The following is a 23,421-nucleotide window of genomic DNA, read 5'->3' on the forward strand; positions in this document are numbered from 1 at the left end:
TCGCTCCGGTTTGCGAAACTTATAGCGGGACGAGGTTAAGGCCATCTAAAGCAATGCCTTTTGTATGTCGCCAAGCGCCGACGAAAGCACGAAATCGGTTCATCCCAAGGGCGCAGACGGCATCAGCCGCCCGCGAATGTTTTTCAGCAAGGTGATGACCTGCGCTTCTTCACTTGTTGCGTTCAGTTCGTGCTGGCTGGTGCGACAGTCATCACCGAGTTCCTCCTGCCCGAAATAGGCAGCTACTCCCGCGATCTGGTGTAAAAGGCCCGCGATTTCGCCCTTTTCTTCATCGCTCACCGAACCCTGCCCGATGGCGACTTCGATCGCATGGAGCGCAGCCGCTTTCCTGTCCTCGAACATTGCGCGCAGGCGCAGATCTGTCTCCTCCTCGAAAGGCTCGTCGGCGGGCTGATCCTCGCTGGCCAGGCGTGTGGACCATGTGCCGATCGCGGAAGAAAGTGCATTCATCCGAAGCGGCTTCGCCAGATGTGCCTGCATCCCTGCATCCACACATTTCTGGATGTCGTCGGAATAGGCGTTCGCAGTTACGGCGATGATGGGGAGCGTTCCCTCACTTATACCAGCCGCGCGAATTGCGCGGCTCGCCTGAAGGCCGTCCATCTTCGGCATTTGCATGTCCATCAGCACCATGTCGAAAGGCTTCCCCTCTCGACTGGCTTGCATAACTGCGTCGAAGGCTTCCTGCCCGTCCCGCGCGAGACTACAGTCATGACCACACTTCTCGACCATGGCCATCGTAAGTTCCTGGTTCACTGGATTGTCTTCAGCTACAAGGATCTTCAGCCGGGCCGTGTGGCTGCAATTCTGGACCGGAGGCGACATTGGAACGGACGCGATTTCCCCTTCGCTCTCCTGAAGAGGCAGGCTGAGAATAAAGGTTGAGCCTTTGCCCAGCTCGCTTTCGGCGCGAAGTTCTCCGCCCATCAATTCGGCAAGTTCGGCACTGATTGGAAGGCCAAGGCCGGTACCACCATACCGCCGCGCGATCGTGTCATCAGCTTGGGTAAACTTGTCGAAAATGCTATCCAGACGATCTTTGGGAATACCTATTCCGGTATCGCGGACGGCGATGAAAATCCTGTCCGTATGATCGGCTGGCCGATGGCGGACCGACGCCGAAATCTTGACCTCGCCTTCCTCGGTGAATTTGAGAGCATTGCCAACCAGGTTCAGGACGATCTGCTGCAGACGCATCTTGTCTATCATCACGCGGGCTGGGATCGCCGGGTCGATTTCGAGGGTCAGCTTTAGGGCCTGCCTGTCCGCGACGGGCTCCATCAGCCGCTGGCAGCTTCGAAGCATGTGCCGAAGGTCTGTCGGTTCGCTGGCAATCGCCATCTGCTTGGCTTCGATCTTCGCGAAATCCAGCAGATCGTTCAGAAGCCTGAGCATCGCATTGCCCGAGTCCGCGATCATCTGAAGTCGCCGCTTCTGCTCCGGTACCTGTTCCTCTTCCAGCGCCAGTTCGGTGAAGCCGATGACCCCGTTCATCGGCGTGCGGATCTCATGGCTCATGTTCGCAAGGAAGCTCGATTTCGCTTTATCGGCGGCACGAGCTTCCTCGATCGTTTCGGTCAGCCGCTCGCGCATCAGTGTTTCATCGGTGCGGTCGATGATGACGCCAATGACTGCGGTCAGCTCGCCGCTCTCGTCCGCTTCGATCCGCCCGCGCACCTCGACGTGGCGCAGCTCGCCTTCCGTGGTCAGGAGTCGCGCCTTGAAACTGTACGGCTCACGCGTGGTCATCGCCGTCTCCAGAGATTCCTCAACCAGACCGCGGTCATCGGGATGATAAAAGTCGATGGCCTTCTCAAGATCAGGCGTGTCGCCCGGCTCCAGTCCATGCAGGCGATGGACTTCGTCGGACCAGCGGACCTGATCGGTTACTAGGTCGAGATGCCAGTGGCCGATATGCGCGGTCGCTTCAGCCAGTTCGAGCATGCGGTTATGTTCCGCCAACTCCGCCGTCGCCCGGTTGACCTCTCGCACGACGTGACCTTCACGCCGGAGGAAGATCGCAAGGAGGATGCCGAGTAGCACGGTGATGCTGAGCCCGCTGAAAAGGGCAAGCGCAGGTGCATCGGAAAAGGACCGCTTTTCGAAAGCGCGGAGGCTCGTCCAGCGAAGGGTGAACGGTTGCCCCGCCAAACTGATGGTTTCCGTGAATTCAAATTTAGGGTTATCGGCTACCTCATCGGTCGCGTAGAGGAGCGCACTCGGATCGGTCTTGTCGCCATGGAATACCTTAAGCGCGAAATCCTTGCCCTGTTGCGGGGTCAAATCGGCCAGGAGTTCTTTTGCTACTAGTGGCGAATAAACCCACCTGCCAGTTGGCTGACCGGCTTCATCAAGGATGGGGCTCACCAGCAGAAAGCCTGCCCCCTTGTGCTCATCCTGCACCAGCACGATCGGGCGTGTCAGAACCGGATCACGCCGGGTAGTCGAAAGTGCAATCGCTTCGCGCCGTCCCTCTTCGAAGGCAAGATTCAGACCAAGTGCGGCCAGGTTCTTGGATAACGGTTCGATCCGGTTAATGATGAAATGCTGCTTGCGCTCGACCCGCGGATGCACGTCGAACCTGTCTCCAAACTCACGCGCGAACCGTTTCTTGAAAGCCGGCAGATCATCATCCGCAACCTCCTCAAACAGGCCGAAACCACGCATCCCGGGATAAGCACGCTCCATATCCAGCCGGGCGGTGTATTCGCGCCATTGCGATGGCGTGGCACCGCCATTGACGGTCACGAAAGCGGCACCGCCCTCTAAAGCGCGCTGATAGATTTGCAGACGATGGCGCAAGGCCTTGTCCGTGTTTGCTGCCATCGTCGCCAGGTTGGCTTCGGCTTGATCGTACTCGCGCTCGTAGAGGAATTGCCAAACATAGAAGGTCAGCAGCAAGGTGGCGGCGAGGCTGATCGCGACGAGTGCGCTTGCCCCTTGCAGTGACCGCGCTTGCCAACGCACATCCACCGGCGACCGGTTGGACAGTAGCAGGATGGGCAATACCAGAATCACGCCAAGCAGATCGCCGAAATACCAGGTCAGCCAGTTTCCCAGAACCATCGACGAATCGATCGCGCCGACAATGGCGAGTGTGGAGACCCCCATAGTCGGCGCAATGACGCATGGGAGGATGACGACCAGCAGCAGAGTGATCGCAAGACGTTGAAAATTAGAAAGTTCGATGCCATCTGCGAACCGTCGGGCCATCGACAATCCGGCCAAAGCCTGCAAGCTGGCTCCGACCCCCAACACCGAGGCAATCGCAAACACCCGCCAGTTGTCTCCAAGCGCGGTCGAGCTATCGAAGCCATTCGTGGCATTCAGCAGGAAAGAGCCGAGCCAGATACCGGGCCACAGCCAGCGCCCGCGCATGAGCAAAGCGCAAAGGGCTATGCCCGAAGCGGGCCAGACAATTGTCGCGTAGCCCGGTGGTACAGCCAGCGAGATGCCAATATATCCTCCGACGAAATAGGCGATGGCCAAGATCGCGATATCGCGAAAGAGCTTTAGATGGAGACCATCCTGCCAAGTGGGCGGGTGCTTATCTGTTTGTATCTCAACCATACTATCCCAGACATGAGCGATATCTCTCGATGTGTCACGTATACCGAAGGGAGGTTAAGAAGTGCGAAGGAAGGTTGATCGACATTCCGCACGCATTGACTGGCGAAGCTAGCCAGAGACGACGTGATCGCAAGCGCTGCCTCGCTTCTGAATCGGTAGGGGTTGCTCATCATCATCTGGCCTCATCGCCCGAGCCTGTCGGTGTTCGAAGGCCTCCTCATCTCACGTTCGGCTTGGGTGCTGTGTGCGAGAGCTGCCACATCCTGCCCCAAGGCGTGCCGCACAGGCCCGTAAACCTGAGGTCTAGATATAGTCGCGTTCGGCCTTGGACGGACCGCCGATAAGGTGCGTATCGCTACTGTGCGGCTTTGCCGAACTGCCGTCTCGTGGGATCATGCAGTATTTCCATTGCCCAAATGATCAACAGCCCGTCACTTGTGGCATCATGTAATACAGCGCGATCTACTGAGTATTTGCCTCCATTCTCAGCCAATTGATCTCGCAACAATCAAGACACAGTGATTTTCCATTGAGATCGCGCCAAATCGATCAACTGGTTCCAGAGGCTTTTGCATCGAAGTCGATATCGCCTTTGTAAAGGCGGCGCAGTGTTGCAACCATAGCTTCGAACGATTTGTCCAATGCGATATTGGTATTGTCTGTCGGGGAAATATAGATCGATTTCCCCCTGGGCTCGCGCATCAGAAAGCCGCTTTCCACCAGATGGCCGACTTTCCGATGAAGTGTGCTGATGGGAAGACCGAGGACTTCGGAAAGGGCGGAAAGGTCATATAATTTCCCCTGCAACCTTCCTTGAACCACCGTGCGTATAATCAGGCAATCGACTGGGTTGCCCCACATCCCGGTTTCCATCGCGTAAAAACGATTGAGGCATTCTATGATTTGCGCCTGCACTTCAGCCCGTATGGCTGCGGCTTGTTGCTTGCCTACATCCCGATCACTAACCAATTCTCTGCGCTCCTTTTGGATGTCTGCGCCACCCTGAGTTTCCAGTTTGGAAAGGTCGGTGATTGGAAGCAGAGAGCATTTAGTCACAAACTATCACGGAGTTCAAACACAGCTGAAGGAAGCGCCTGGCGCCTTCCAATTGGCGTCTGGGAATAGGAAGCGGGGCATCATGCCAAAACATATACTCGTGGTAGGCGGCGGCATTGGCGGAACAATGACGGCAAACGGCATTGTTAGCAAATTGTATCCGGAGGTTGCGTCCGGAAAGGTCAAGGTGACCCTGCTGTCGGACAGCCCATGGCACTACTACAAACCGGCATTCATGTATGTCGCCTTCGATATGTTTTTTGAGGGCGAACTGCGCCGTAAACAGCAGGGGTTGTTGCGTCCGGAAATCACCTTCCAGGTCGATAAGGTGATGTCCTTTGATTTTGCCAATTCGAGCGTGAAGACTGCGAGCGGCAAGACGATCGGATACGACTATATCGTGGTTTCGACCGGATGTGTGCCCGCGCCGGAGCGGATTGAGGGGCTCAAAGAAGCCGGTGACTACTTCTACCAATATGACCCCGCGCGCCAGCTTTCGGAAAAGCTGCGTACGCTGGAAAAGGGGCGTGTGTTCATTACCGTAAACTTCCCCGAAACACCCAACGTGCCGCACCAATGTGGGATTGCGCCGATGGAAACCACCCTGATGCTCGACGAGTATTTGCGCCGCAAGGGTGTGCGCGATCAGGTGGAAATCGTCTATACCTATCCGACGGTGTCGCAGCTGTTACGCAATTGCCTGTTCCTTCAGGAAGAAGTCTGCAACGTTCTGCCGCCCATCTTTGAAGAGCGCGGGATCAAATATGAACGTGGCTTTACTCTGGCCAAGGTGGACGCTGAACGAAAGGTCGCGATCTCAGCAGAAGGTGAGGAGCAGGATTTCGATATCCTTATGTCCACTCCACCGATCCGCGCTGTGGATGCCGTGTTGCAGAGCGGCGTCTCGCAAGCACCCAACAACGAGGGGTGGTTGCCAACGAACCGTGATACTCTTCAGCTTGAAGGATATCCTAACGCATATGTCATGGGTGATACGGTCGACCTTCCGATCTCCAAGGCCGGCGGATCGTGCCACAATCAATCTCCGGTTATCGCGAACAACATTGCAGGCGACATCCGACTGGGGAGGACCATCGACGTCTATGACGGCAAGGTTCAGGCGATCGCTCAGATGGGCCTGAATGCGGGTATGCCGCTTTGGTACGACTATGATGAGGACGTACACCCTACGCCTCCGACAAAGGTCGGCGGTCTTATGCGCAAGGCCTTTAACCGCGGGATATATTGGTCTGTCGCGCGCGGTATCGTCTAAAACCCCAAAACTTCAAAAGGGAGGCCAGAATGGCAAATCCTACCAACACCGCAGCGGGCGGACCGCTGATCGAACGGCTTAACCAAGAGAGTGCATTTGCCGATAAGGCGACGGAAGCGGGGTTGATTGACCTTGCAAACAAAGTGGCGCCCCTCATTCAGGGCCGTCGCTTCCACAACGTTGTCGATTTGCTCTCACTTGTTGCCGACGGTGTCGATATGGCCGATGATGCCATGATCCAAAAGATGATGTCTGGCTATGAGGACCTGGTTAGCAACGCGTGGATGCTTTCCAATGCGGTCCGCTATGCGACCAACGAGGCTGGGCAGCAGCCGGTGCCATCCCGCATGGGGTTGCTACGTGCAGCAGGGGATGAGGATGTACGTCGAGGGTTGCATTTCATGATCCAATTCCTGGCCGTGCTTGGGCGACAGACCGCACATGGTGCAGTAGAAGACTGAATATGCCCTCCGCTTCCGGGGCTCTCGCCAGACTCTATCAGCCGCGCATCCGGGAGCATGCCGCCCGGGTGCGGGGGGATAAGCGGCTCGAACGCCCCGATGTGACCGTGACCTGCCGCAGCCCTGTTTGCGGCAGCGCGATCACATTGGACTTGCTCATCCATGATGGGGCCTTGACCGCAATCGGTTGGAAGGGGCGAGCTTGCACCCTCGGAATGGCATCGTTGGGGATCGTTGTCCGCTCGGCCAGCGGACAAACAAAATGTCAGATTGCAGAGGTGGGGCGCAGGCTTTCAGGCCTGTTAAGGGGAGAAGAAACAGAGTTTCCTGAGGCTTGGGCCGAGCTATCGATCTTCTGCGCGGCACGAGAATATCCGACGCGATTTGGCTCTATCGTGCTTCCATTCGACGCGATCGCAGAAGGCTTTGCAAAGGCCAGATAGTTGTAGGCTCAGGACCCATTACTGGCGTCAGTGGTGATCCTGAAGAATCGCGAGACGATAGTCCCCTTTCAACATTTAGGAACCTGAAACCAGACAGTCTTCTGCCTGCCCAAAAGCCGACGGGTGACAACTGTTGAAAGCTGCAATTGTGCCTTTGGAGGAGGAGCCCGGAGCGAAACCAGGCCCCACCCGTGATCGACCAACCGGTACTAGAATTCTCCGATCACTCCAACACGCGCAGTGGTGCTCTTGCCGCCTGCGTAGGAGACTCCGGCGGTAAACGCGAAGGGCTCTTCGGTGTTGGCCCTTGCCGCGATCGAGGCGCCGAAGGCCGCCTGGCCGCGATAGATCGAAGTGTTCGCGGTATAGCTGACCCGGCCCGGTGCCGAGGGCATGGGCGCCGCCGTCAGCGCGGCCGAAGCAGCGATCCCGCGATTGGTCGCGGTCCGCTCGCTCGCTGCCATTTCGTACAGATCGAAGACACTGCCCTCGAGCGAGGACAGGCGCGTATCCATCCCGTCGAACCTGCTGAGGTCGAGGGTGGTCGTGCCCAGATTGCCCTGTGCATCGGTGGTGACGAGCGAGACCGGGCCGGACTGGCGGGCATTGCTTTCGGCGGACGCAATCCCGGCGAAGGTGTAGGTGCTCTCGCCAGAACCGATCGCGACCTGCCCCGCCTGTGTTGCGACCGCCCCGTTGCCGATAGCCACCGCGCCGGTGCCGGTCGCGCTGGCACCGTTGCCGAGCGCGATGGCGCTTTCGCCGATGGCCGAGCTTTCATTGCCCAGCGCCACTGCCCCGGTGCCAGTCGCGGTGTTGTTCGCGCCGAGCGCCACCGCGCCGGTGCCGGTGGCAACATTGGGATCGCCGATTGCGACCGCACCGTCTCCAGAAGCGATATTGCCCGCGCCGATAGACACGGCCTGGCCGTCCTGCGCTTGCGCCTGGTAACCGATCGCGACCGAGCGTTCGCCGCTGGCACTGGCACCCGATCCCATGGCGAGCGCATCCTTGCCCGTGGCAGTGGCGCCGGGGCCGGTGGAGTTGCTTTCGAAGAAGGCGAGCTCGGCGGCATTTGCGTCGGCCATCTTCTGTGCAGCCTGAGCCTCGTTGCGGGCCAGATCGGCGGCGCTCTGTGCCTTCACCGCTTTCTCGAATGCTGCGTCGGCGGCGTCCTGCGCCTCGGCCACGCCGACCGTGGCGTTGTCGGCCGCAAGCTGAGCGGCGCGCGCTTCCTCCCGGGCAGCATCCGCCGTGCTCTGCGCATTGGCAGCGTTCTGAAACGCCTCGTCGGCGCGGGTCTGCGCGGCATTCGCTTCGGTGCGCGCGAGATCGGCTGTGCTCTGCGCAGCGGCGGCAGCATTGGCGTTCGCGGCAATCTGCGTGTCCTGCACGTCGTTCTCTGCCAGCGCCTGATCGGCACTGTCGTGCGCGCTTTGTGCATTGGCGAGGGCCGTGTTGGCCGTGCCTTGCGCCGCATCGGCAGCCTCCTGCGCGTTTGCAGCGGCGGTGGCGTTGTCCGCGATCTGCGTGTCCTGCGCGTCGTTTTCGGCCAGCGCCTGATCAGCACTGTCCTGCGCGTTCGCGGCGTTGGTGAGGGCCGTGTCCGCCGCGTCCTGCGCGGCCTCGGCGGTAGTTTGCGCGGTCCCGGCACTTGTGAGCGCTTGGTCCGCCGTGTCCTGCGCCGCTTCGGCCGTTTCCTGTGCCGTCGCGGCGTCGGAAAGCGCCTGGTCCGCCGTATCCTGAGCGGCATTCGCAGATGACTGCGCCGTCGCAGCAGCGGTGGCCACGGTATTCAGCTGGCCCACGGTCACGGCGTCGCTGGCGTTTACGCCGTCTGCCAGATTAACGATCCGGCGGGTGATCGCGGCATCGTCGGCATCGATATCGCCGTCTCCATCGGTGTCTACCGTGCCCGCTCTCGCGCCCAGCGAGATAGTGTCGTTCTCAGTCGCTAGCGAACGGAAGCCGAGCGCCACAGCGCCGGTGACGTTTTCCTGCACCTCTGAAAACGTGCCCAGAGCGACGGAACCGGAAGCGCCGTCGGCGGCGTAGGCTTCATGACCGAGCGCTACGCTATACATGGCGTCTGCATAGCTGTGTTGACCTGTGGCGGTACTGTAATCGCCGCGTGCTCTGCTGAGCTGGCCTGTCGCGGTGCTGTAATCACCGAATGCCCAGGTGTTCCGGCCCGTGGCGGTGCTGTATGCCCCCCTTGCGTCGGCCCATTGACCCAAGGCGGTGCTGTAATCACCGGTTGCTCCAGCGCTTTCGCCTAAGGCGGTGCTGTCAAGCCCACTTGCCTCGCTCCGGTCGCCTATGGCGGTGCTGTCACGCCCACTTGCCTCGCTGTCCACACCGCATTCAGTCGACCCCGGTCCCGAGCCAATGTTGCACTCTGGGGTAGTATCGGCAGATGCGGGGGCGGCGATGATCGCCAGAATCGTCACGCTGGTGCCGGCAAGGAGGGTGCGGGAGAGTTTCTGGAAGGTGTTCGACATGGGTTTTCTCCGGATGGTACAAAGCAGGTAAGCAGTCGCGCGGTCAGGACGGCCGAAGGTGCGTATCGATGCGCAGAGGACCGTTGCTGCCGCCGGTGACGGGCAGCCGATGGAGATGCGCGACGGTTTCGAACCCCGGCACCTTGGCCGCGGCGATCGCGCGCTCTTCCATCAGGATGTGGGTGGGTTCGGCGGACAGGCTGGGGAAATGGAGGCTCGCCACGGCGGTCGCGTTGCGCTCCGCCATGCCGAGACCGGGGGCCTTGCCGGGCCAGCGCGTCGAGAAGTCCGTGCCTACCAGCAGGATCGCGCCGTCGAGAATGAAGGCCGGTACCAGCGCGTTCGCGCATACGGGCAGCGTGATCGCAGCAGCCAACGACAACAGGCGCGCACCAGAGCACAGGTTTGAAGCAATCACGGCGCGCCCCGAACGTCTTACCCAATCAGATCTGGAGGCATTCGGAAACTTGGTTTCAAGCCGCCCGAATTCCGCTCCCCGGAGCCATTTCGGCCCCTGTTCGGACTGAGACTGCAAAGCCGCTGCGCGTCGCGCAACAAGCGGCTGCCGAGTTGCAACAGCGGATGCTGAACTGCAGAATTAAGCGAATTCTAACGCGGTAAACGCAGTGGTCGGGACATTGGCGGCGCGAAGGTGCTTCCCATCGGCGCGCCAGATTTTACAAGATGGATTTCGCAATCTTTCGTTCCATCCGAATTCGCAGGCAAGATTGATGGGTTTCGAACATCGCTATCCGAAAGTGGAAATGCACGCCGAAGCGCATCCGCGGCTCGGCGGTGGGGTCGCTGTGTGGAAATTCGATGCCCTTCCCGACATGCTCGGCCCCGATTGCTGGGCGGTGGTGGCGGCCCGCCTGCTCCTGTCGCAGCCGTTCGAGCCGGGTCTTGCCGCGGTCCTTGAATTCATCGGGCGCTCGGCGCGCGCCGACAGGGCCTGGGTGCTCCGTTTCAACCAGGATCTCACTACGATGCGAAACACCAACGAATGGTGCGCCAGCGGGATCACTTCGCATGTCGAGGATCTGCAGGACGTGCCCGTCACCATGATCGGCGACATGCTGCTGCCACTCAGGGAGGGGCAGACCTTGGCGATCAACGATGTCGAATTGCTCGGGCGCGGGATGCGCTCGATGCAGCGCGAGTTCCGCTTGCAGGGCATTCGCAGCACGCTGACGGTGCCGGTGATGGCGGAAGAAGGGCTGGTCGCCTGCATCGGTCTCGACTGCAATCGTCAGCAACGCGACTGGACGGAAAGCGAAGTGCACGCCCTCACCCAGATTGCGGCGCTGATCGGCGTCAGCCGGATCGAAGGGGCACCGCTTACGCGCGAGCGAACCGCCCCGGCAAGCAGTGCCTCCGCGCGGCTTTACCTGCGCAGCGGACATTCGGCGCGCGGCGTGGATCCCGAGGAAATCTGCGCGGTCGAGGCCGACGGCAGCGGGACGACAATCCTGCTGGCGAGCGGGGAGACCGTGCCAGACGATCGTCCGTTACGCTGGTGGCATTCGGTTCTGCCCGAACAGATGTTCCTGCGGACCCATCGCTCCGCGATTGCCAATCTGCGCAAGGTGGAGCGTTTTCAGCGTCGTTCCCGGGGGCAAGACCCCGAGCTGATCCTCAAAGGGAGCGAACGGCCCACGCCCGTCGCGCGCAGTCAGGTGCCCGAAGTTCGTCGCCGACTGGGAATGTAGAGATCATCGAGGATGGAAGTAGACTCAGGGCCAATTCAGCAGAAGCAGTTGGTGAAGCTGCATCGGCAGTCAGTATCGTGTACTGCGAACCGCATAACGAAGTTAGCGAACCGCGCCTTTAGGCGAAGGCTGATCTCGCACCAGAGCATCATCGACTACGTCAAACATGGCCTCTCGCAGTCTCGGTGACCTTCGCAACAACGACACCGAGCAAGCCTCAAATGCAGCAGCACTTTCGAGCACGCGGTGGCGCGTGATGCTCAAGGATCAAGGAAATGGCCTGAGCAAGCAGCCCCACCCGGACCAGATCGGTAAGCACGCTATGCCGCAAAGTGTAGAAGGACGTTGTCGAAGGTAGCTCCGCCGCATCGACGGCTCGCTTGATCGGGTACTTCCACGCATCCTTGTTCCATGCCTGACTCAGCCAGTTCCGCCCAAGCCTGTGCGTCCTTTCGTGCGGCAGCGAAAACCTTGTGACCGGTCAGGTCGCCATAGTTATCTATAGGCCCGCGGGTATATCCAACCTTATCCGTGTCATAGACTAGAGCAAAGCCGATGCCCCTTGCACCCCGCCCCGCTCATCGGCGCGTTGAGAGCGGATAAGAGCGCTCCTTCGGGGGGTCGTCGATCAGCCCGGATTGGCTTCTACCCGAGCGGAAATGCTACCAATCCCCTCAAAGTGAGCATCCGTAACACTGCCGGATGCGATTTCATGAACACCGGTAATCGCCCCGCTGGAAACCCACCAGCCAGCCTGCGGTTCGATCTGACGTTCGGCAAGATTTTTCAGCAGAAACCGCACAGCACCAAACGGACCATCCAGCATCGTCGCCGTCGTGGCCTCGCCCACTCTCCGGCCATCGATATCAAGCGAAACGACGACTTGGTCGAGGTCCGCCCAGCGATCCCTTTCCACCCGTTTGCCGATCAGCAATCCGGCATTGTTTCCATGATCGGAAACCGTGACGCACGGACCATCCGCATTTATCTTTGCATAAGGGGACGCGGCCACTTCGATCCCGATGCGGACCTCGTCCACCCAGTCCATCGCTTCGATGCGATCTCTGGGCAGCGGGCCGCCCTTTGGGGCCAGTCGAAGCATGAACTCCGCTTCCACGGCAGCGAAACCGCCATCGAAAATACGAAATACATTGCCATCAGTCCGCTCGGACTGGATAGCATCTTCGAATGCCGGCCCGATCAGTCGATTTGCACCGAGGCTTTCGCTGAGCGGCGGACCGATCTTACCCACCTTCCAGCCGCCGATCGCACGATCCCAAATCGAAATTGCTTCGTCCTGTATCCGATAAGCCGTGGAGAGATCAGCCGGACGCACGCCAGGGTAGGAAGCGATGGGCGTCCATGACCGGCGGGCGTCAACAAACGCATGTGCAATATCGCCCGCTGCGGAATTCATTCGTGTCCCCTGTGGAAGTTTATTCGATAGCTCGACTTTGACGAAAAAGGAAACCGGTGTCAAAACGATTCTGAATTCGTGCTTGCGGATATAATCCGGCGGTGCACTCCACTTCGGCAATGGGTAGCCTATAGGTTGAGTGCAACGATCGAGAAGGATTTGAAAGAATGTCTAAGTCCGGTTCGGCACCGACTATCAATGACGTTGCACGCATTGCCGGCGTGTCGAAGAAAACTGTCAGCAGAGTCATCAATCGATCGCCTCTGCTGAAAGACGCAACACGACAAAAGGTCGAGAAGGTCATTGCCGAGATTGGCTATATCCCAAACCCGCAGGCACGAGCCCTCGCCCTACGCCGCAATTTCCTTCTTGGCCTGCTGCATGACAACCCCAACGCACAAACCGTTCTGAATTTTCAGGAAGGCGTGCTCGACGCAATCCGCGACACGGAATTCGCCCTTGTCGTGCGCCCGGTCGATCGCCACTCGCCGGACATGCTGGAGGATATTCGCAGCTTTCTCGAACTGCAGAGGCTTTACGGTGTGCTTCTGTTGCCACCGATTTCCGAGAACGACGAGCTGGCGCAACTTTGCCGCGAAATGGGTTGCGGCTATGTTCGCATGGGATCGGCCGCACTGGATGAGGCCGAACATCTTGTTCAGTCCAACGACCGGGAAATGGTCGAATCGGTGATCGATTACCTCGTCGAACTGGGACATCGGCGGATCGGGCTGATCGAGGGGCCGACAGGTTTTCGCTCTGCCGCCGAACGCCGGGAAGGCTTCCTGTCGGCAATGAAACGCCACGGTCTCGATGTACCGGACAGTGCGACCGCACAGGGGACATACCGTTTCAATTCGGGCGTCGAGGCCACCAACAAATTGCTGAAAGCCGAGCCGCGGATAACAGCCCTCTTCGCCAGCAACGACGAAATGGCGGCCGGCGCCTATCACGCAGCGAGAGAAAGGGGGATCGAAGTCCCCGGGCAGCTCTCCATCCTCGGGTTCGACAATTCTCCCATTGCCGCACACATCTGGCCACCTATGACAACCGTCGGATGGCCAATCCGCGAAATGGCCAAGGCCGCTGCGTTGAAACTGGTCGATCCGGGATCTGACGGTGCATCGCCGTCCTGCTTCCCCGCGCGCCTTGTCACCCGCGACTCGGTCGCCCCTCCTCCAAAAGAAGGCTAAAACACGAGGTTGAAATGCAGCCCCGTTTCAGTCTAGACAGATTAATGACACCGGTTTCCTAATACTGCGAATCGGAGATAACCGGAACTGTGACAACGCTCAGGCGAGCAAGGAGACTCTTATGAAGATCGCCCTCATTACCGAAAACAGTCAGGCCGCCAAGAACGGTATCATCCACGATGCGCTGACAACCGTAGCCGAGCCGTTCGGCCATCAGGTTTTCAACTACGGCATGTACAGCGCCGACGATGAAGCATCGCTGACTTACGTCATGAACGGCCTTCTCACCGGCATCCTGCTCAATTCCAGGGCAGCCGATTTCGTGGTTACCGGATGCGGCACCGGCATGGGCTCCATGCTGGCATGCAACTCGATGCCCGGCGTGTTCTGCGGCCTTGTCATCGATCCCACCGATGCGTTTCTATTCAGCCAGATCAACGCGGGCAACGCCATCTCCATGCCATATGCCAAGGGCTTCGGCTGGGCAGCGGAACTCAACCTTCAGGATTGCTATCGCAAGCTGTTCGAAAACGAGCCGGGCCTTGGATACCCGAAGGAGCGGGCCGAAGTGATGAAGAAGAACCGAGGAATCCTGACCGATCTCAAGCAGGCATCCTGCCACGACATGCTGACTGTCCTCAAAAACGTAGATCAGAACCTGCTGCGGGCTGCAATCGCCGGAGAGCGTTTTGCCGAGTATTTTTATCCCAATTCGCAGGACGATGCGATCAGCGAGTACCTTCGCAACCTGTAAGTACATGACGTAACGTGGCTGAATATTCGCTCGAAAATTGAGCGCAGCAAGAGAGGGAGAGAAATGTCGACCACCGCCTTCGATTTGACGGGACGGACAGCTGTTGTGACCGGTGCCAACACAGGTATCGGACAGGGCATTGCTGTCGCATTGGCTGAGGCGGGCGCAGATATTGCCGCGGTAGGCCGCAGCGAAGCGACTGAGACCGCCAATAAGGTGCGCGCTCTTGGTCGCCGCTGCGAGCTTATCTCTGCCGACTTATCGTCGATTGCCCCCGTCACGGAGGTGATCGAGAGCGTGGTCGACAAGTTCGGCAGGCTGGACATTCTGGTCAACAATGCCGGGATCATCCGGCGGGAAGACGCGCTTGATTTCTCGGAAGAGGATTGGGATGCAGTGGTGGATACCAATCTCAAGTCGCTCTTCTTCCTCAGTCAGGCGGCGGCCCGCCATATGGTCAGCTGGGCATCGCAAGATGGCGAAAGAGGGAAGATCATCAACATCGCCTCGATGCTGACCTTTCAGGGCGGAATTCGCGTGCCGAGCTATACCGCCAGCAAAAGCGGTGTTGGCGGCCTGACAAAGCTCATGGCCAACGAATGGGCGCCCCGCGGGATCAACGCGAATGCCATCGCGCCCGGCTACATCGCGACCAACAATACCGCCGCATTGCAGGCCGATGAGACCCGCAATCGGCAGATTCTGGAACGTATTCCCGAACAACGCTGGGGCAATCCCGCCGATATCGGCGGAGCGGCGGTGTTTCTAGCCAGCAGAGCAGCGGATTATGTGCAGGGGCATATTCTTGCAGTCGACGGCGGATGGCTCGCCCGATGAACCCATCGTCGAAACTGGGCCATGTCGTGTGCTTCGGTGAACTTCTCCTGCGCCTCTCGCCAGCGCCGGGCACGCCGTTGACGCGGACAAACCACCTCGATCTGCAGGTGGGCGGTGCCGAGGCGAATGTCGCCATCGCATTGGCGAGCCTTGGCGTTCCGGTGGAAATGCTCGGTGTTGTGGCCACCAACCCGCTTGGCCTCCGTGCGGTCGCGGCGCTGGGCGAAGGCGGAGTGGGCCGAAACTTCCTCCGCCACAGCGAAGGGCGCATGGGGCTCTATTTCTTCGAGCCTCCCAGCGGCCCGATCGGAGGCCGGGTAACATATGACCGCGCCGACAGTGCATTCGCGCGTGCCACGCCTAAAGACATCGATTTCGACGGTGCTCTCGAAGGAGCAAGTCTGCTGCACCTTTCCGGCATCACCCCTGCCCTCGGACCCGGTGGAATGGAACTTGCCAAAGCTGCGGTTGAGGCCGCCACCCGATGCGGGGTGCCGATCTGCTTCGATGGCAACTACCGGTCCTCTCTCTGGGAATCATGGGATAGCGACCCACGCACAATGCTATCCGAACTGATCGGCGCTGCCACCATTCTGATCGGTAACCACCGTGACATCTCGTTGCTTCTGGGCCGGACTTTCTCCGGCGATGGCCCCGACAGACGGCGCGAAGCTGCCGAAGCGGCATTTGCAGAGTATCCGGGGCTGGAAGTCATCGCTTCCACTGCCCGCCACGTCGAAAGCACTACGACAAACGGACTGGCTGCCCGCGTCGATCTGCGAGAAAGCCACTGGCAAACCGATGAAGTTCGTATCTCGCCCATCGTTGATCGTATCGGCACGGGCGACGCATTCGCTGCGGGCGTGCTGCTGCGGTGGATCGAAGGTGGAACGGCGCAAGAAATGGCAAAGACGGGCCTTTCGCTGGCGGTAATGAAACATGGTGTTCCGGGTGACACGATTTCCGTTTCCCGGTCAGAGCTGGAATCGTTCAATCCAGCCGGTGCCGATGTCAGCCGGTAAGGGCATAAGCCGGCGCGGTGCCATTGGCGGTGCGTTGGCCGGTGCTGCATTGTTCAATGCCCCTGCCATCGGTGCCGCGACAGGAAGACCCGATCCGCGAACGCTGAATTATCGCGGCTTCATCGACCGCGGCGTATCCGCCTTTCGGGGCATTCGCTATGCCCGCGCGAAACGGTTCGACAAGCCGACACGCGAGCCTCTTCCCAGCAGCGAATTCGTTGCGACCGAATTCGGTCCGCTATGCCCGCAACGCAATCCCATGACCCCGGAGATGAGCGAAGACTGCCTCTTCCTCAATATCTGGTCACCCGATCCGCGCCCACAGGCCCGGCGCCCGGTAATGGTCTATTTTCACGGCGGGGCATACAATTGGGGCTCTGTCACCGATCCCTTGACACAAGGTCCGCATCTTGCCGCCAAGGGCGATGTGGTGGTGGTGAGCGTCAATCACCGGATCAACGTGTTTGGCTACGGATGGCTCTACCCCTTCGGCGAAAAGTTTCGCCACAGCGGCAATGCGGGGCAGCTCGACCTTATTTGCGCGCTGGAATGGATACGCGAGCATATCTCAGCATTCGGCGGCGACCCAAACCGGATGATGGTGTTCGGTCAGTCCGGCGGAGGCGCCAAGATCGCCACCCTTATGGCAATGCCCGAAGCAAGCGGGTTATTCCATTCTGCCGCGACGATGAGCGGGCAACAAGTCATCGGGCAAGGTCCGGCAAATGCCTTGAAGCGAACCCGTGCTTTTATGAGAGAGCTGGGCCTTGGCGACAGCGATGTGGCTACACTCACGACTCTGCCTTACGATCGCCTTGTGGAAGGGCTGGCCGCTACCGACCCGGTGATTGGCGGAGGAATCTACTTCGGCCCGGTCCTCGATATGATTCACCTGCACCGCCATCCCTTTTGGCCGGATGCCGCACCGCAATCGCTCAATATTCCGATGATCCTGGGGAATACACGCGATGAAACGCGCGCATTCATCCGGGCAGATGGCCCTGTTGTGCATGGGCTGGACTGGTCCAACATCGCTGAACGGCTTGCCCCGCAGATAAAAATCGACTTGCGATCGGACTGGGTCGTTTCACAGTATCGCGCCAAATTCCCTGACTGGTCGGCAGAGAAAGTTTTTTACGCCGCCACTACGGCCGGACGGAGCTGGCCCGGACAAGTGATAGAAGCTGACCGACGCGCCGAAGCAGGGGCGAAGGCGACGTGGGTGTATCAGCTCGACCGCGAAAGCCCGCTCGATCCCAAGCGCGGCGCTGCTCATACCGATGATCTTCCCTATGTGTTCGGCACCCTCGCCGCACCTGGCAGCTATTCAGGTACCGACAAGCGCGCGCATGAAATCAGCGACGCGATGATCGCCGCCTTCGCAGGATTGGCGCGTAACGGCGTTCCGGGCCTGAAGGACTGGACACCGTATTCTCTGCCAGACCGCGATACACTGGTGATCGGGCAAGATCGGATCATGGTGCAAAGCGATCCCAGACAATGGGAGCGTGAACTTTGGGCCACCGGTCAGTATATTCAACCGGGAGGGTGATAGGTGAAGCGGTTTTCCCTTGTATTGGCAGGATTCGCGGCAATGGCTCTGCCGGGCCTTGCTTCGGCCCGGTCCGAACCGGCTAAGGCGCAATCTGGCACCATCGAAAGTGTCAATAAGATTATCCTTGTTGGCGATTCAACCACTGCCACAGGAAATGGTTGGGGGCCGATGTTCTGCGCCCACCACACCACCCACCCGACAGCGTGCCTTAATCTCGCCCGCAATGGTCGCAGCAGCGGCTCTTACCGGGCGGAAGGGTTATGGGACGTGGCTCTGCGCGAAATGCAGGTGGAAGGTTATGGCAAAGTCTTCGTCATTATCGGCTTCGGGCACAACGATCAGCCGGGCAAGCCCGGTCGCTCGACCGATCTCGCAGCAGAATTTCCGGCAAATATGCGTCGCTATGTGGAAGATATCCGCTCGGCAGGGGCAATTCCCATCCTGTTCACACCGCTGACGCGCCGCCTTTTCGACGGGGGGGAAGTGGTCCGCGATCTGGACCCGTGGGCCACCACCATTCGCCAGATCGCAACGAAAACCGGCACGCCTCTGATCGATCTGAACGAGCAGAGCCGCGAGATAGTGCAGGCGCTCGGCCCATCAGTTCAGAACATGCTGGCCGAACGTCCGGCCAGCCCCGAAGTCGCTGCTGCGGCTGCTATCGATGGCAAGACCTTACCGGCAGAGACAGGACATCCCGCTTCGCCTAACGTCCCTGCGGACCTCCGCATCGCCAAGATGAATTCACGGTTCGATTACACCCATCTGGGCGAATATGGTGCCAAGCTGTTTGCATCGGTCGTTGCTGCCCAAGTGATAAAGGCAGAACCAGATATCAGGCCGCTCATTCGCCCCTGAGGTCGCTAGTTCTTCTGATCGACCGGATAGGCGATGATGATCGACAACGGCTCATCCCCTATCTGCCTGATGCCCACGACCGCACCTTCATACAGATAGGCGGCCGTGCCAGCGCCAATCGTTTCCGCCACACCATCGGAGACAACAACGCCCCTTCCCGATGTGACGTAGTACACTTCATCGTGCGAAATGGGATGTTCGCCGATCGCTGCCCCCACATCCAGAACGCGGCGCCGGAACTCCATTTTGTGCGGCTGCGGTGCAGCATCGCTGATCCGATATGCCGTCGACATTCCGATCGCACCGTGCGGCGGCGCTTCGCGCACTTTCACATCGTGTTCGGCAATAACCACCATCGGTGGCGCACGGGATACAGCCAGCTCATCATTCGCTGTGCAGCCCGCTAGGGGGGCGAATACAAGGAAGAAAGCGAACCGTCGCTTCACGGATTGGACCGCCTCATTTCGCGATCTCTCGGCGAAAGATGTTCCTGCGCCCCAGCTTTTTGACCGGGCATAACCCCGGACTTGGTTGTCAGGTTGGAGAGATCCCATTCACTTTCGACAAACGATGCGCGAGTCGATTCGAATTTGGGGTAGCCTCCCACTTGTTCCTCCGAATCGATAACCTCTCCCCGCCCCTCAGCGATATAGAACAGGACGCGAATTTCCATTTCGCTCCTGTCCCACGGGCGCGCACCAGCGGTGGCAAGCACGTGGGTTTCAACCTCTGAGGAGGGCAGGATCGAAAATCCCGAAAGGTCATGAAGAGGCTTATCCTGCTCCTTTATTTCGGCGGACGTAACGCCATACCGGCCAAACATCGGCAGCGCGTTGCCATGCCGGTCCACAGCCACGTTATCACGCCCGTAATAAAGGAGGTCACCGACACCGCCGATCATCAGAAAGGGAAGCCCCGGATCGGTGCTGTTGCCTCCGCGCATAACGTTACCAACCGCTGTAAGCCTGCCATCGACCGGCTTATGACCGGCCCATTCGAGGTCCATGAGGTTGTAGTGAACTGCACGATATTGCGGATCGTAGATCAGGTTGTTGATCAAAAGCGCTTCGACACCGCCCTTCAGCAGCGGGGAACGTTCAACATTATGTGCCCATATATTGCCTTCAAAGACGATATCTGTCGCGTTGTCGTGAATCAGCGATCCCTTTGAATGCTCGCCCTTCGGGTGAGTCGAATCGGCGAGCCCCTCGGCAGCGAGATTCGAGCGAAATACGATGTTCCGGCTTGTTCCCTCACGCCATTCTTCCACCGTATCTCCGGTAAAGCGAGGTCCGGAGGCGGACATGTTTTCATCAACTGCCCAGAAAAAGCTGTTGTTTTCAATCAGAACATTGTGCGCGGATCGGGTCGACAACGCGTCCGCTTCCCAGCCCTGTCGTTTGGGAAGGCCGTCACTTCCAACCACTACACGCAGATGCTGAATGATCACGTCATTGGCATTCACATCGATGCCGCCTCGCATAATCGTGATGCCGGGTGACGGGGCAGTCTGCCCGGCAATCGTCACATGCGGTTCACTGACTGTGAGCGTTGAGCGTTCGAGGTCGATCGCCCCGCCCACTTCAAAAACGATGATCCTGGGCCCTTTGGCTGAAATCGCCTCTGCCAGGCTGCCGGGACCGTCTTTGGCCAGAGTCGTGACACGAATGATTTTGCCGCCCGCGCCCCCATCGGTCGGATTGCCGGATTGCGCGATTGCGGAGCTCGCGAACAATGCAAGACATAATGCCAGCAAGCAATTTCCGATAAATTTCATTGTGATTTCCTCTCCTCACATTGCCTTCTTGACAGCAAGGCAGGTATTGAGCAAGAAGAATTGACACCGGTTACCAAAAACCGGATTTAGGGAATTCAGGTGCTTTGGGAGGAGGTGTGGCTATAGCCGCAGCCCATTTCTCCCCCAAAAAGACACCGGTGCCATTTGGAGGAGGATGCAATGAAATTTCTGGTTCCCGGATGGAGCGCAAAGGCCGCACTGCTGGCTGGTAGCGCTCTCGCTTTTTCGACCCCTGCGTTCGCACAGAACGCTGGCAATCTCGAAGGCGATCAAGTTAACGATGCCGCATCCAGTGCATCAGACGAAATCTCGCAAGATGATGATGTTATCGTCGTTTCCGGTTTCCGCCAGTCACTGAAGGCAGCAATCACCGCCAAGCGCGAAGCAGCTGGTCAGGTAGATGTCATCGTCGCCGAAGATATCGCCAAGTTCCCTGACACCAACCTTGCTGAGTCCCTTCAGCGCATCCCTGGCGTTGCAATCGAGCGTGACGCTGGTGAAGGCCGTCAGATCACTGTCCGCGGTCTGGGCGCACAATTCACCCGCGTTCGGGTCAACGGGATGGAGACTATCGCCACCTCAGTCGACGGTGCATCTTTTAACCGCGACCGTGCATTTGACTTCAACGTCTTTGCATCGGAGCTCTTCAACTCGATCGTCGTGAACAAGACCGCGTCGGCGGCGCTCGACGAGGGATCGCTGGGCGCCGTAATCGATCTGAGCACAGGCGATCCGCTATCCTACGGGGCCGGGGTCAAACTCGTGGGATCGGCACAGGCGCGCTACAACGACCTGAGCGAACAGGTCGCTCCACGGCTTGCTGGTCTGTTTGCATGGAATAATGCCGACGAAACCTTTGGGGTTTCGGCATCGGTAGCATGGACCAAGTACGATACGCCCGAATTTGGCAACAACTCCGTTCGCTGGGCTAACAACGCGACTTTCCGCTCTGTAGACGGTGTTAATTGTGCAGCTAACCCAAGCGATTCGGGATGCTCCGAGGTACGTGATGCCTTCCACCCGCGCATCCCCCGCTATGGTTTGGTGAACCACGAACGCGAGCGTCTGGGCGCCACGGCAGCGATCCAGTTCCGCCCCAGCGACCGCACTGATATTCAGATCAATGCGCTCTATTCCAACTTCAAGGAAAATCGCGACGAATATTGGGGCGAAGTGCTGCTGCGTTCCAACGAAAGCAAGATCGATCTCTCAAATTACGTGATCGATGATAACAACAACGTTGTCAGCGCCGATCTCGAAAACGCATGGATCCGGAACGAACGTTATCGCCGCGAAAGCGAGACAGATTTCTACCAGATTTCCGGTAAGATCAAACAGAGCTTCGGTGACAACTTCACAGCTTCGTTGCTGGGTGGATTTTCGAAATCGGATGCGACGATTCCCGTCGAAACGACCATTGTGTTCGATGATCGCGACGGTGTTTTCAGTTACGACTATTCCGACATGAAGTCACCGTTGCTTGTGTACGGAACCGATGTGACCGACCCAAGCAATTTCCAGCTGGCTGAATTCCGCGACCGCCCCAGTTCAGTCGAAAACAAGTTCAAGACCGTCGCACTCGATCTTGAATGGAAGCCGGTTGACGGGCTGACCCTCTCGGCCGGGCCGTTCTACCGTCAGTTCGATTACTTCACCACAAGCGCACGCCGCGACTCTCAGTACTGCTCAGCATTCACCTGCGCTCCCGGAACGTATGGGGCACCGGTAACTGGCGATCTGGCCGAGCTGTTCCAGCTGGGCAAGGCAGGGCAGCCTGCGGGCAATACCAATTCCTGGGTCGTACCGGACCTCGATGCCACTGTCGCATTCCTTGACCTTTACAACATTCCCGCAATCACCCGCGAAGGCGATGTAAGGAGCGTGCAGGAGAAGGTTACCGGAGGTTACTTCCAGACTGGCTTCGAGATCGACAGCGGCGTGCGCCTCACGGGTAACTTCGGTGTGCGTTATGCCCGCACCGAACAATCATCGCAGGGCTTCAACAACGGCCAGTATGTGATGGTCGAACGCACATATGACGACTTCCTGCCCGCGGTTAACCTCAATGTTTTCCCGGTCGACAACTTCGTTCTTCGCGGTGCGATCGCTCAGGTAATTACCCGCCCTTCGCTTGGCTCGCTGACTCCGGGCGGTTCGGTTGATGAGTTCAACTTCCGCATCACAACCGGCAACCCTTTCATCAACCCATACAGAGCATGGAACTACGATCTTTCCGCGGAATGGTATTTCGCACCCGGCGCGATCCTTTCGCTGGCGGGATTCATCAAGGAAATCGAAAGCTTCCCAGTCTCGAACTCGCTGCAGATTACTTATGCACAAAGCGGGCTTCCGCTCTCGCTCCTGACCTCAGGCACACCGGCCTACGATGCAGTCGTCAATGGCACGAACCCGAATCGCGAGTTTGAATTCCGCACCACCACCAATGGCGAAGGCGCGACGATCAAAGGCGTCGAACTCGGACTTCACCTCCCGTTCTCGGTTTTCTCGTCAGGCTTCCTGTCCAGCGTCGGTGTCTTGGGCAACGTGACGTATGTCGACAGCAATCGAGATGTGGAATTCGGTGGGCAGGTTTATGAAACCGCCTTCCCCGGCGTATCGAAATACTCTGCCAATGGGACGCTCTATTACGACAACGGACGATTGTCGGTGCGTGTATCGGGCGCCTATCGCAGCGATTACAACACCGGGGATAGTGGCAATGGTAACTTCCTCGAAGGGTTCGATTCTTCGTTCAATCTCGATGCGGCAGTCCGCTACAAGGTCAACGACTTCCTCGAACTCACGCTTGACGGAAATAACCTGACCGACGCCTATCGTTATCGCTGGGCCGACGACGTCGCTCGCCGCAATTACGAAAACAATCACTTCGGGCGCACCATCATGGCTGGTGTTCGGATTGAATACTAAGCGGTAACAATGGGACATAGGGGCC

Annotated in this window: 17 protein-coding genes; 10 read left to right on the top strand and 7 right to left on the bottom strand. The window is 58.8% G+C overall.

All coding sequences use genetic code 11. The features are described 5' to 3' along the window. Positions 1-99 precede the first annotated feature (99 nt). Together CV013_RS00385 and CV013_RS00390 are read right to left on the bottom strand one after the other, a co-directional pair. Positions 100-3,591, bottom strand: coding sequence for a CHASE domain-containing protein (locus tag CV013_RS00385; protein ID WP_102153294.1), 3,492 nt, complete (start codon positions 3,589-3,591; stop codon positions 100-102). 549 nt (positions 3,592-4,140) lie between these two features. Beyond that, complete coding sequence (locus CV013_RS00390) at positions 4,141-4,647, bottom strand: IclR family transcriptional regulator (protein ID WP_198591812.1); 507 nt, start codon at positions 4,645-4,647, stop codon at positions 4,141-4,143. 82 nt (positions 4,648-4,729) lie between these two features. On the opposite strand from CV013_RS00390, the gene CV013_RS00395 reads away from it, so the two are divergent. Both CV013_RS00395 and CV013_RS00400 read left to right on the top strand, forming a co-directional pair. Beyond that, positions 4,730-5,920, top strand: a complete 1,191-nt coding sequence (locus CV013_RS00395; protein WP_102153295.1) for an NAD(P)/FAD-dependent oxidoreductase — start codon at positions 4,730-4,732, stop codon at positions 5,918-5,920. Between the two features lie 29 nt (positions 5,921-5,949). Continuing rightward, entirely contained in the window at positions 5,950-6,381 is a 432-nt protein-coding gene (locus tag CV013_RS00400) for a DUF1641 domain-containing protein (protein ID WP_102153296.1), read from the top strand. A 652-nt stretch (positions 6,382-7,033) separates the two neighbouring features. On the opposite strand, the gene CV013_RS00410 is transcribed toward CV013_RS00400, so the two are convergent. Together CV013_RS00410 and CV013_RS00415 are read right to left on the bottom strand one after the other, a co-directional pair. After that, positions 7,034-9,325, bottom strand: coding sequence for a YadA-like family protein (locus tag CV013_RS00410; RefSeq protein WP_102153298.1), 2,292 nt, complete (start codon positions 9,323-9,325; stop codon positions 7,034-7,036). A 43-nt stretch (positions 9,326-9,368) separates the two neighbouring features. Beyond that, the gene (locus CV013_RS00415; protein ID WP_123639992.1) at positions 9,369-9,701 is read right to left on the bottom strand and encodes a hypothetical protein; all 333 of its coding nucleotides are present in this window, start codon (positions 9,699-9,701) and stop codon (positions 9,369-9,371) included. A gap of 355 nt (positions 9,702-10,056) precedes the next feature. Between CV013_RS00415 and CV013_RS00420 the strand changes: the two genes are divergently transcribed. After that, positions 10,057-11,034 carry a LytTR family transcriptional regulator DNA-binding domain-containing protein gene (locus CV013_RS00420; protein ID WP_102153300.1) on the top strand — a complete coding sequence of 326 codons (978 nt, stop codon included), beginning with the start codon at positions 10,057-10,059 and terminating at the stop codon, positions 11,032-11,034. 628 nt (positions 11,035-11,662) lie between these two features. Here CV013_RS00420 and CV013_RS00425 read toward each other — a convergent pair. Beyond that, positions 11,663-12,286, bottom strand: coding sequence for a 2-keto-4-pentenoate hydratase (locus CV013_RS00425; protein WP_232806538.1), 624 nt, complete (start codon positions 12,284-12,286; stop codon positions 11,663-11,665). Between the two features lie 332 nt (positions 12,287-12,618). Between CV013_RS00425 and CV013_RS00430 the strand changes: the two genes are divergently transcribed. The 6 genes from CV013_RS00430 to CV013_RS00455 all read left to right on the top strand — a co-directional run bounded on the left by CV013_RS00430 (position 12,619) and on the right by CV013_RS00455 (position 18,670). Then, complete coding sequence (locus CV013_RS00430; RefSeq protein ID WP_102153302.1) at positions 12,619-13,644, top strand: LacI family DNA-binding transcriptional regulator; 1,026 nt, start codon at positions 12,619-12,621, stop codon at positions 13,642-13,644. A 121-nt stretch (positions 13,645-13,765) separates the two neighbouring features. Then, positions 13,766-14,398: an RpiB/LacA/LacB family sugar-phosphate isomerase gene (locus CV013_RS00435; protein ID WP_102153303.1), complete on the top strand. Its 633-nt coding sequence runs from the start codon at positions 13,766-13,768 to the stop codon at positions 14,396-14,398. Positions 14,399-14,461: 63 nt separating this feature from the next. Beyond that, positions 14,462-15,235 carry a 2-dehydro-3-deoxy-D-gluconate 5-dehydrogenase KduD gene (kduD, locus tag CV013_RS00440; protein WP_102153304.1) on the top strand — a complete coding sequence of 258 codons (774 nt, stop codon included), beginning with the start codon at positions 14,462-14,464 and terminating at the stop codon, positions 15,233-15,235. After that, the gene (locus tag CV013_RS00445) at positions 15,220-16,257 is read left to right on the top strand and encodes a sugar kinase (protein ID WP_102153305.1); all 1,038 of its coding nucleotides are present in this window, start codon (positions 15,220-15,222) and stop codon (positions 16,255-16,257) included. Before kduD ends, CV013_RS00445 begins: the two co-directional genes overlap by 16 nt. Beyond that, the gene (locus tag CV013_RS00450) at positions 16,244-17,809 is read left to right on the top strand and encodes a carboxylesterase/lipase family protein (RefSeq protein WP_102153306.1); all 1,566 of its coding nucleotides are present in this window, start codon (positions 16,244-16,246) and stop codon (positions 17,807-17,809) included. Before CV013_RS00445 ends, CV013_RS00450 begins: the two co-directional genes overlap by 14 nt. Positions 17,810-17,812: 3 nt before the next feature. Next, positions 17,813-18,670, top strand: coding sequence for a rhamnogalacturonan acetylesterase (locus tag CV013_RS00455; RefSeq protein WP_198591813.1), 858 nt, complete (start codon positions 17,813-17,815; stop codon positions 18,668-18,670). A gap of 5 nt (positions 18,671-18,675) precedes the next feature. On the opposite strand, the gene CV013_RS00460 is transcribed toward CV013_RS00455, so the two are convergent. Both CV013_RS00460 and CV013_RS00465 read right to left on the bottom strand, forming a co-directional pair. Further along, on the bottom strand, positions 18,676-19,026 hold the full coding sequence (locus CV013_RS00460) for a cupin domain-containing protein (protein ID WP_102153308.1): 351 nt from the start codon (positions 19,024-19,026) through the stop codon (positions 18,676-18,678). Between the two features lie 86 nt (positions 19,027-19,112). Beyond that, complete coding sequence (locus CV013_RS00465) at positions 19,113-20,447, bottom strand: pectate lyase family protein (protein WP_102153309.1); 1,335 nt, start codon at positions 20,445-20,447, stop codon at positions 19,113-19,115. 180 nt (positions 20,448-20,627) lie between these two features. Here CV013_RS00465 and CV013_RS00470 point away from each other — a divergent pair, with 180 nt between their 5' ends. Then, positions 20,628-23,396: a TonB-dependent receptor gene (locus CV013_RS00470; RefSeq protein ID WP_102153310.1), complete on the top strand. Its 2,769-nt coding sequence runs from the start codon at positions 20,628-20,630 to the stop codon at positions 23,394-23,396. Positions 23,397-23,421 lie beyond the last annotated feature (25 nt).

It is taken from the genome of Tsuneonella flava, assembly GCF_002870965.1.
In the GTDB taxonomy this organism is placed as follows: Bacteria; Pseudomonadota; Alphaproteobacteria; order Sphingomonadales; family Sphingomonadaceae; genus Tsuneonella; species Tsuneonella flava.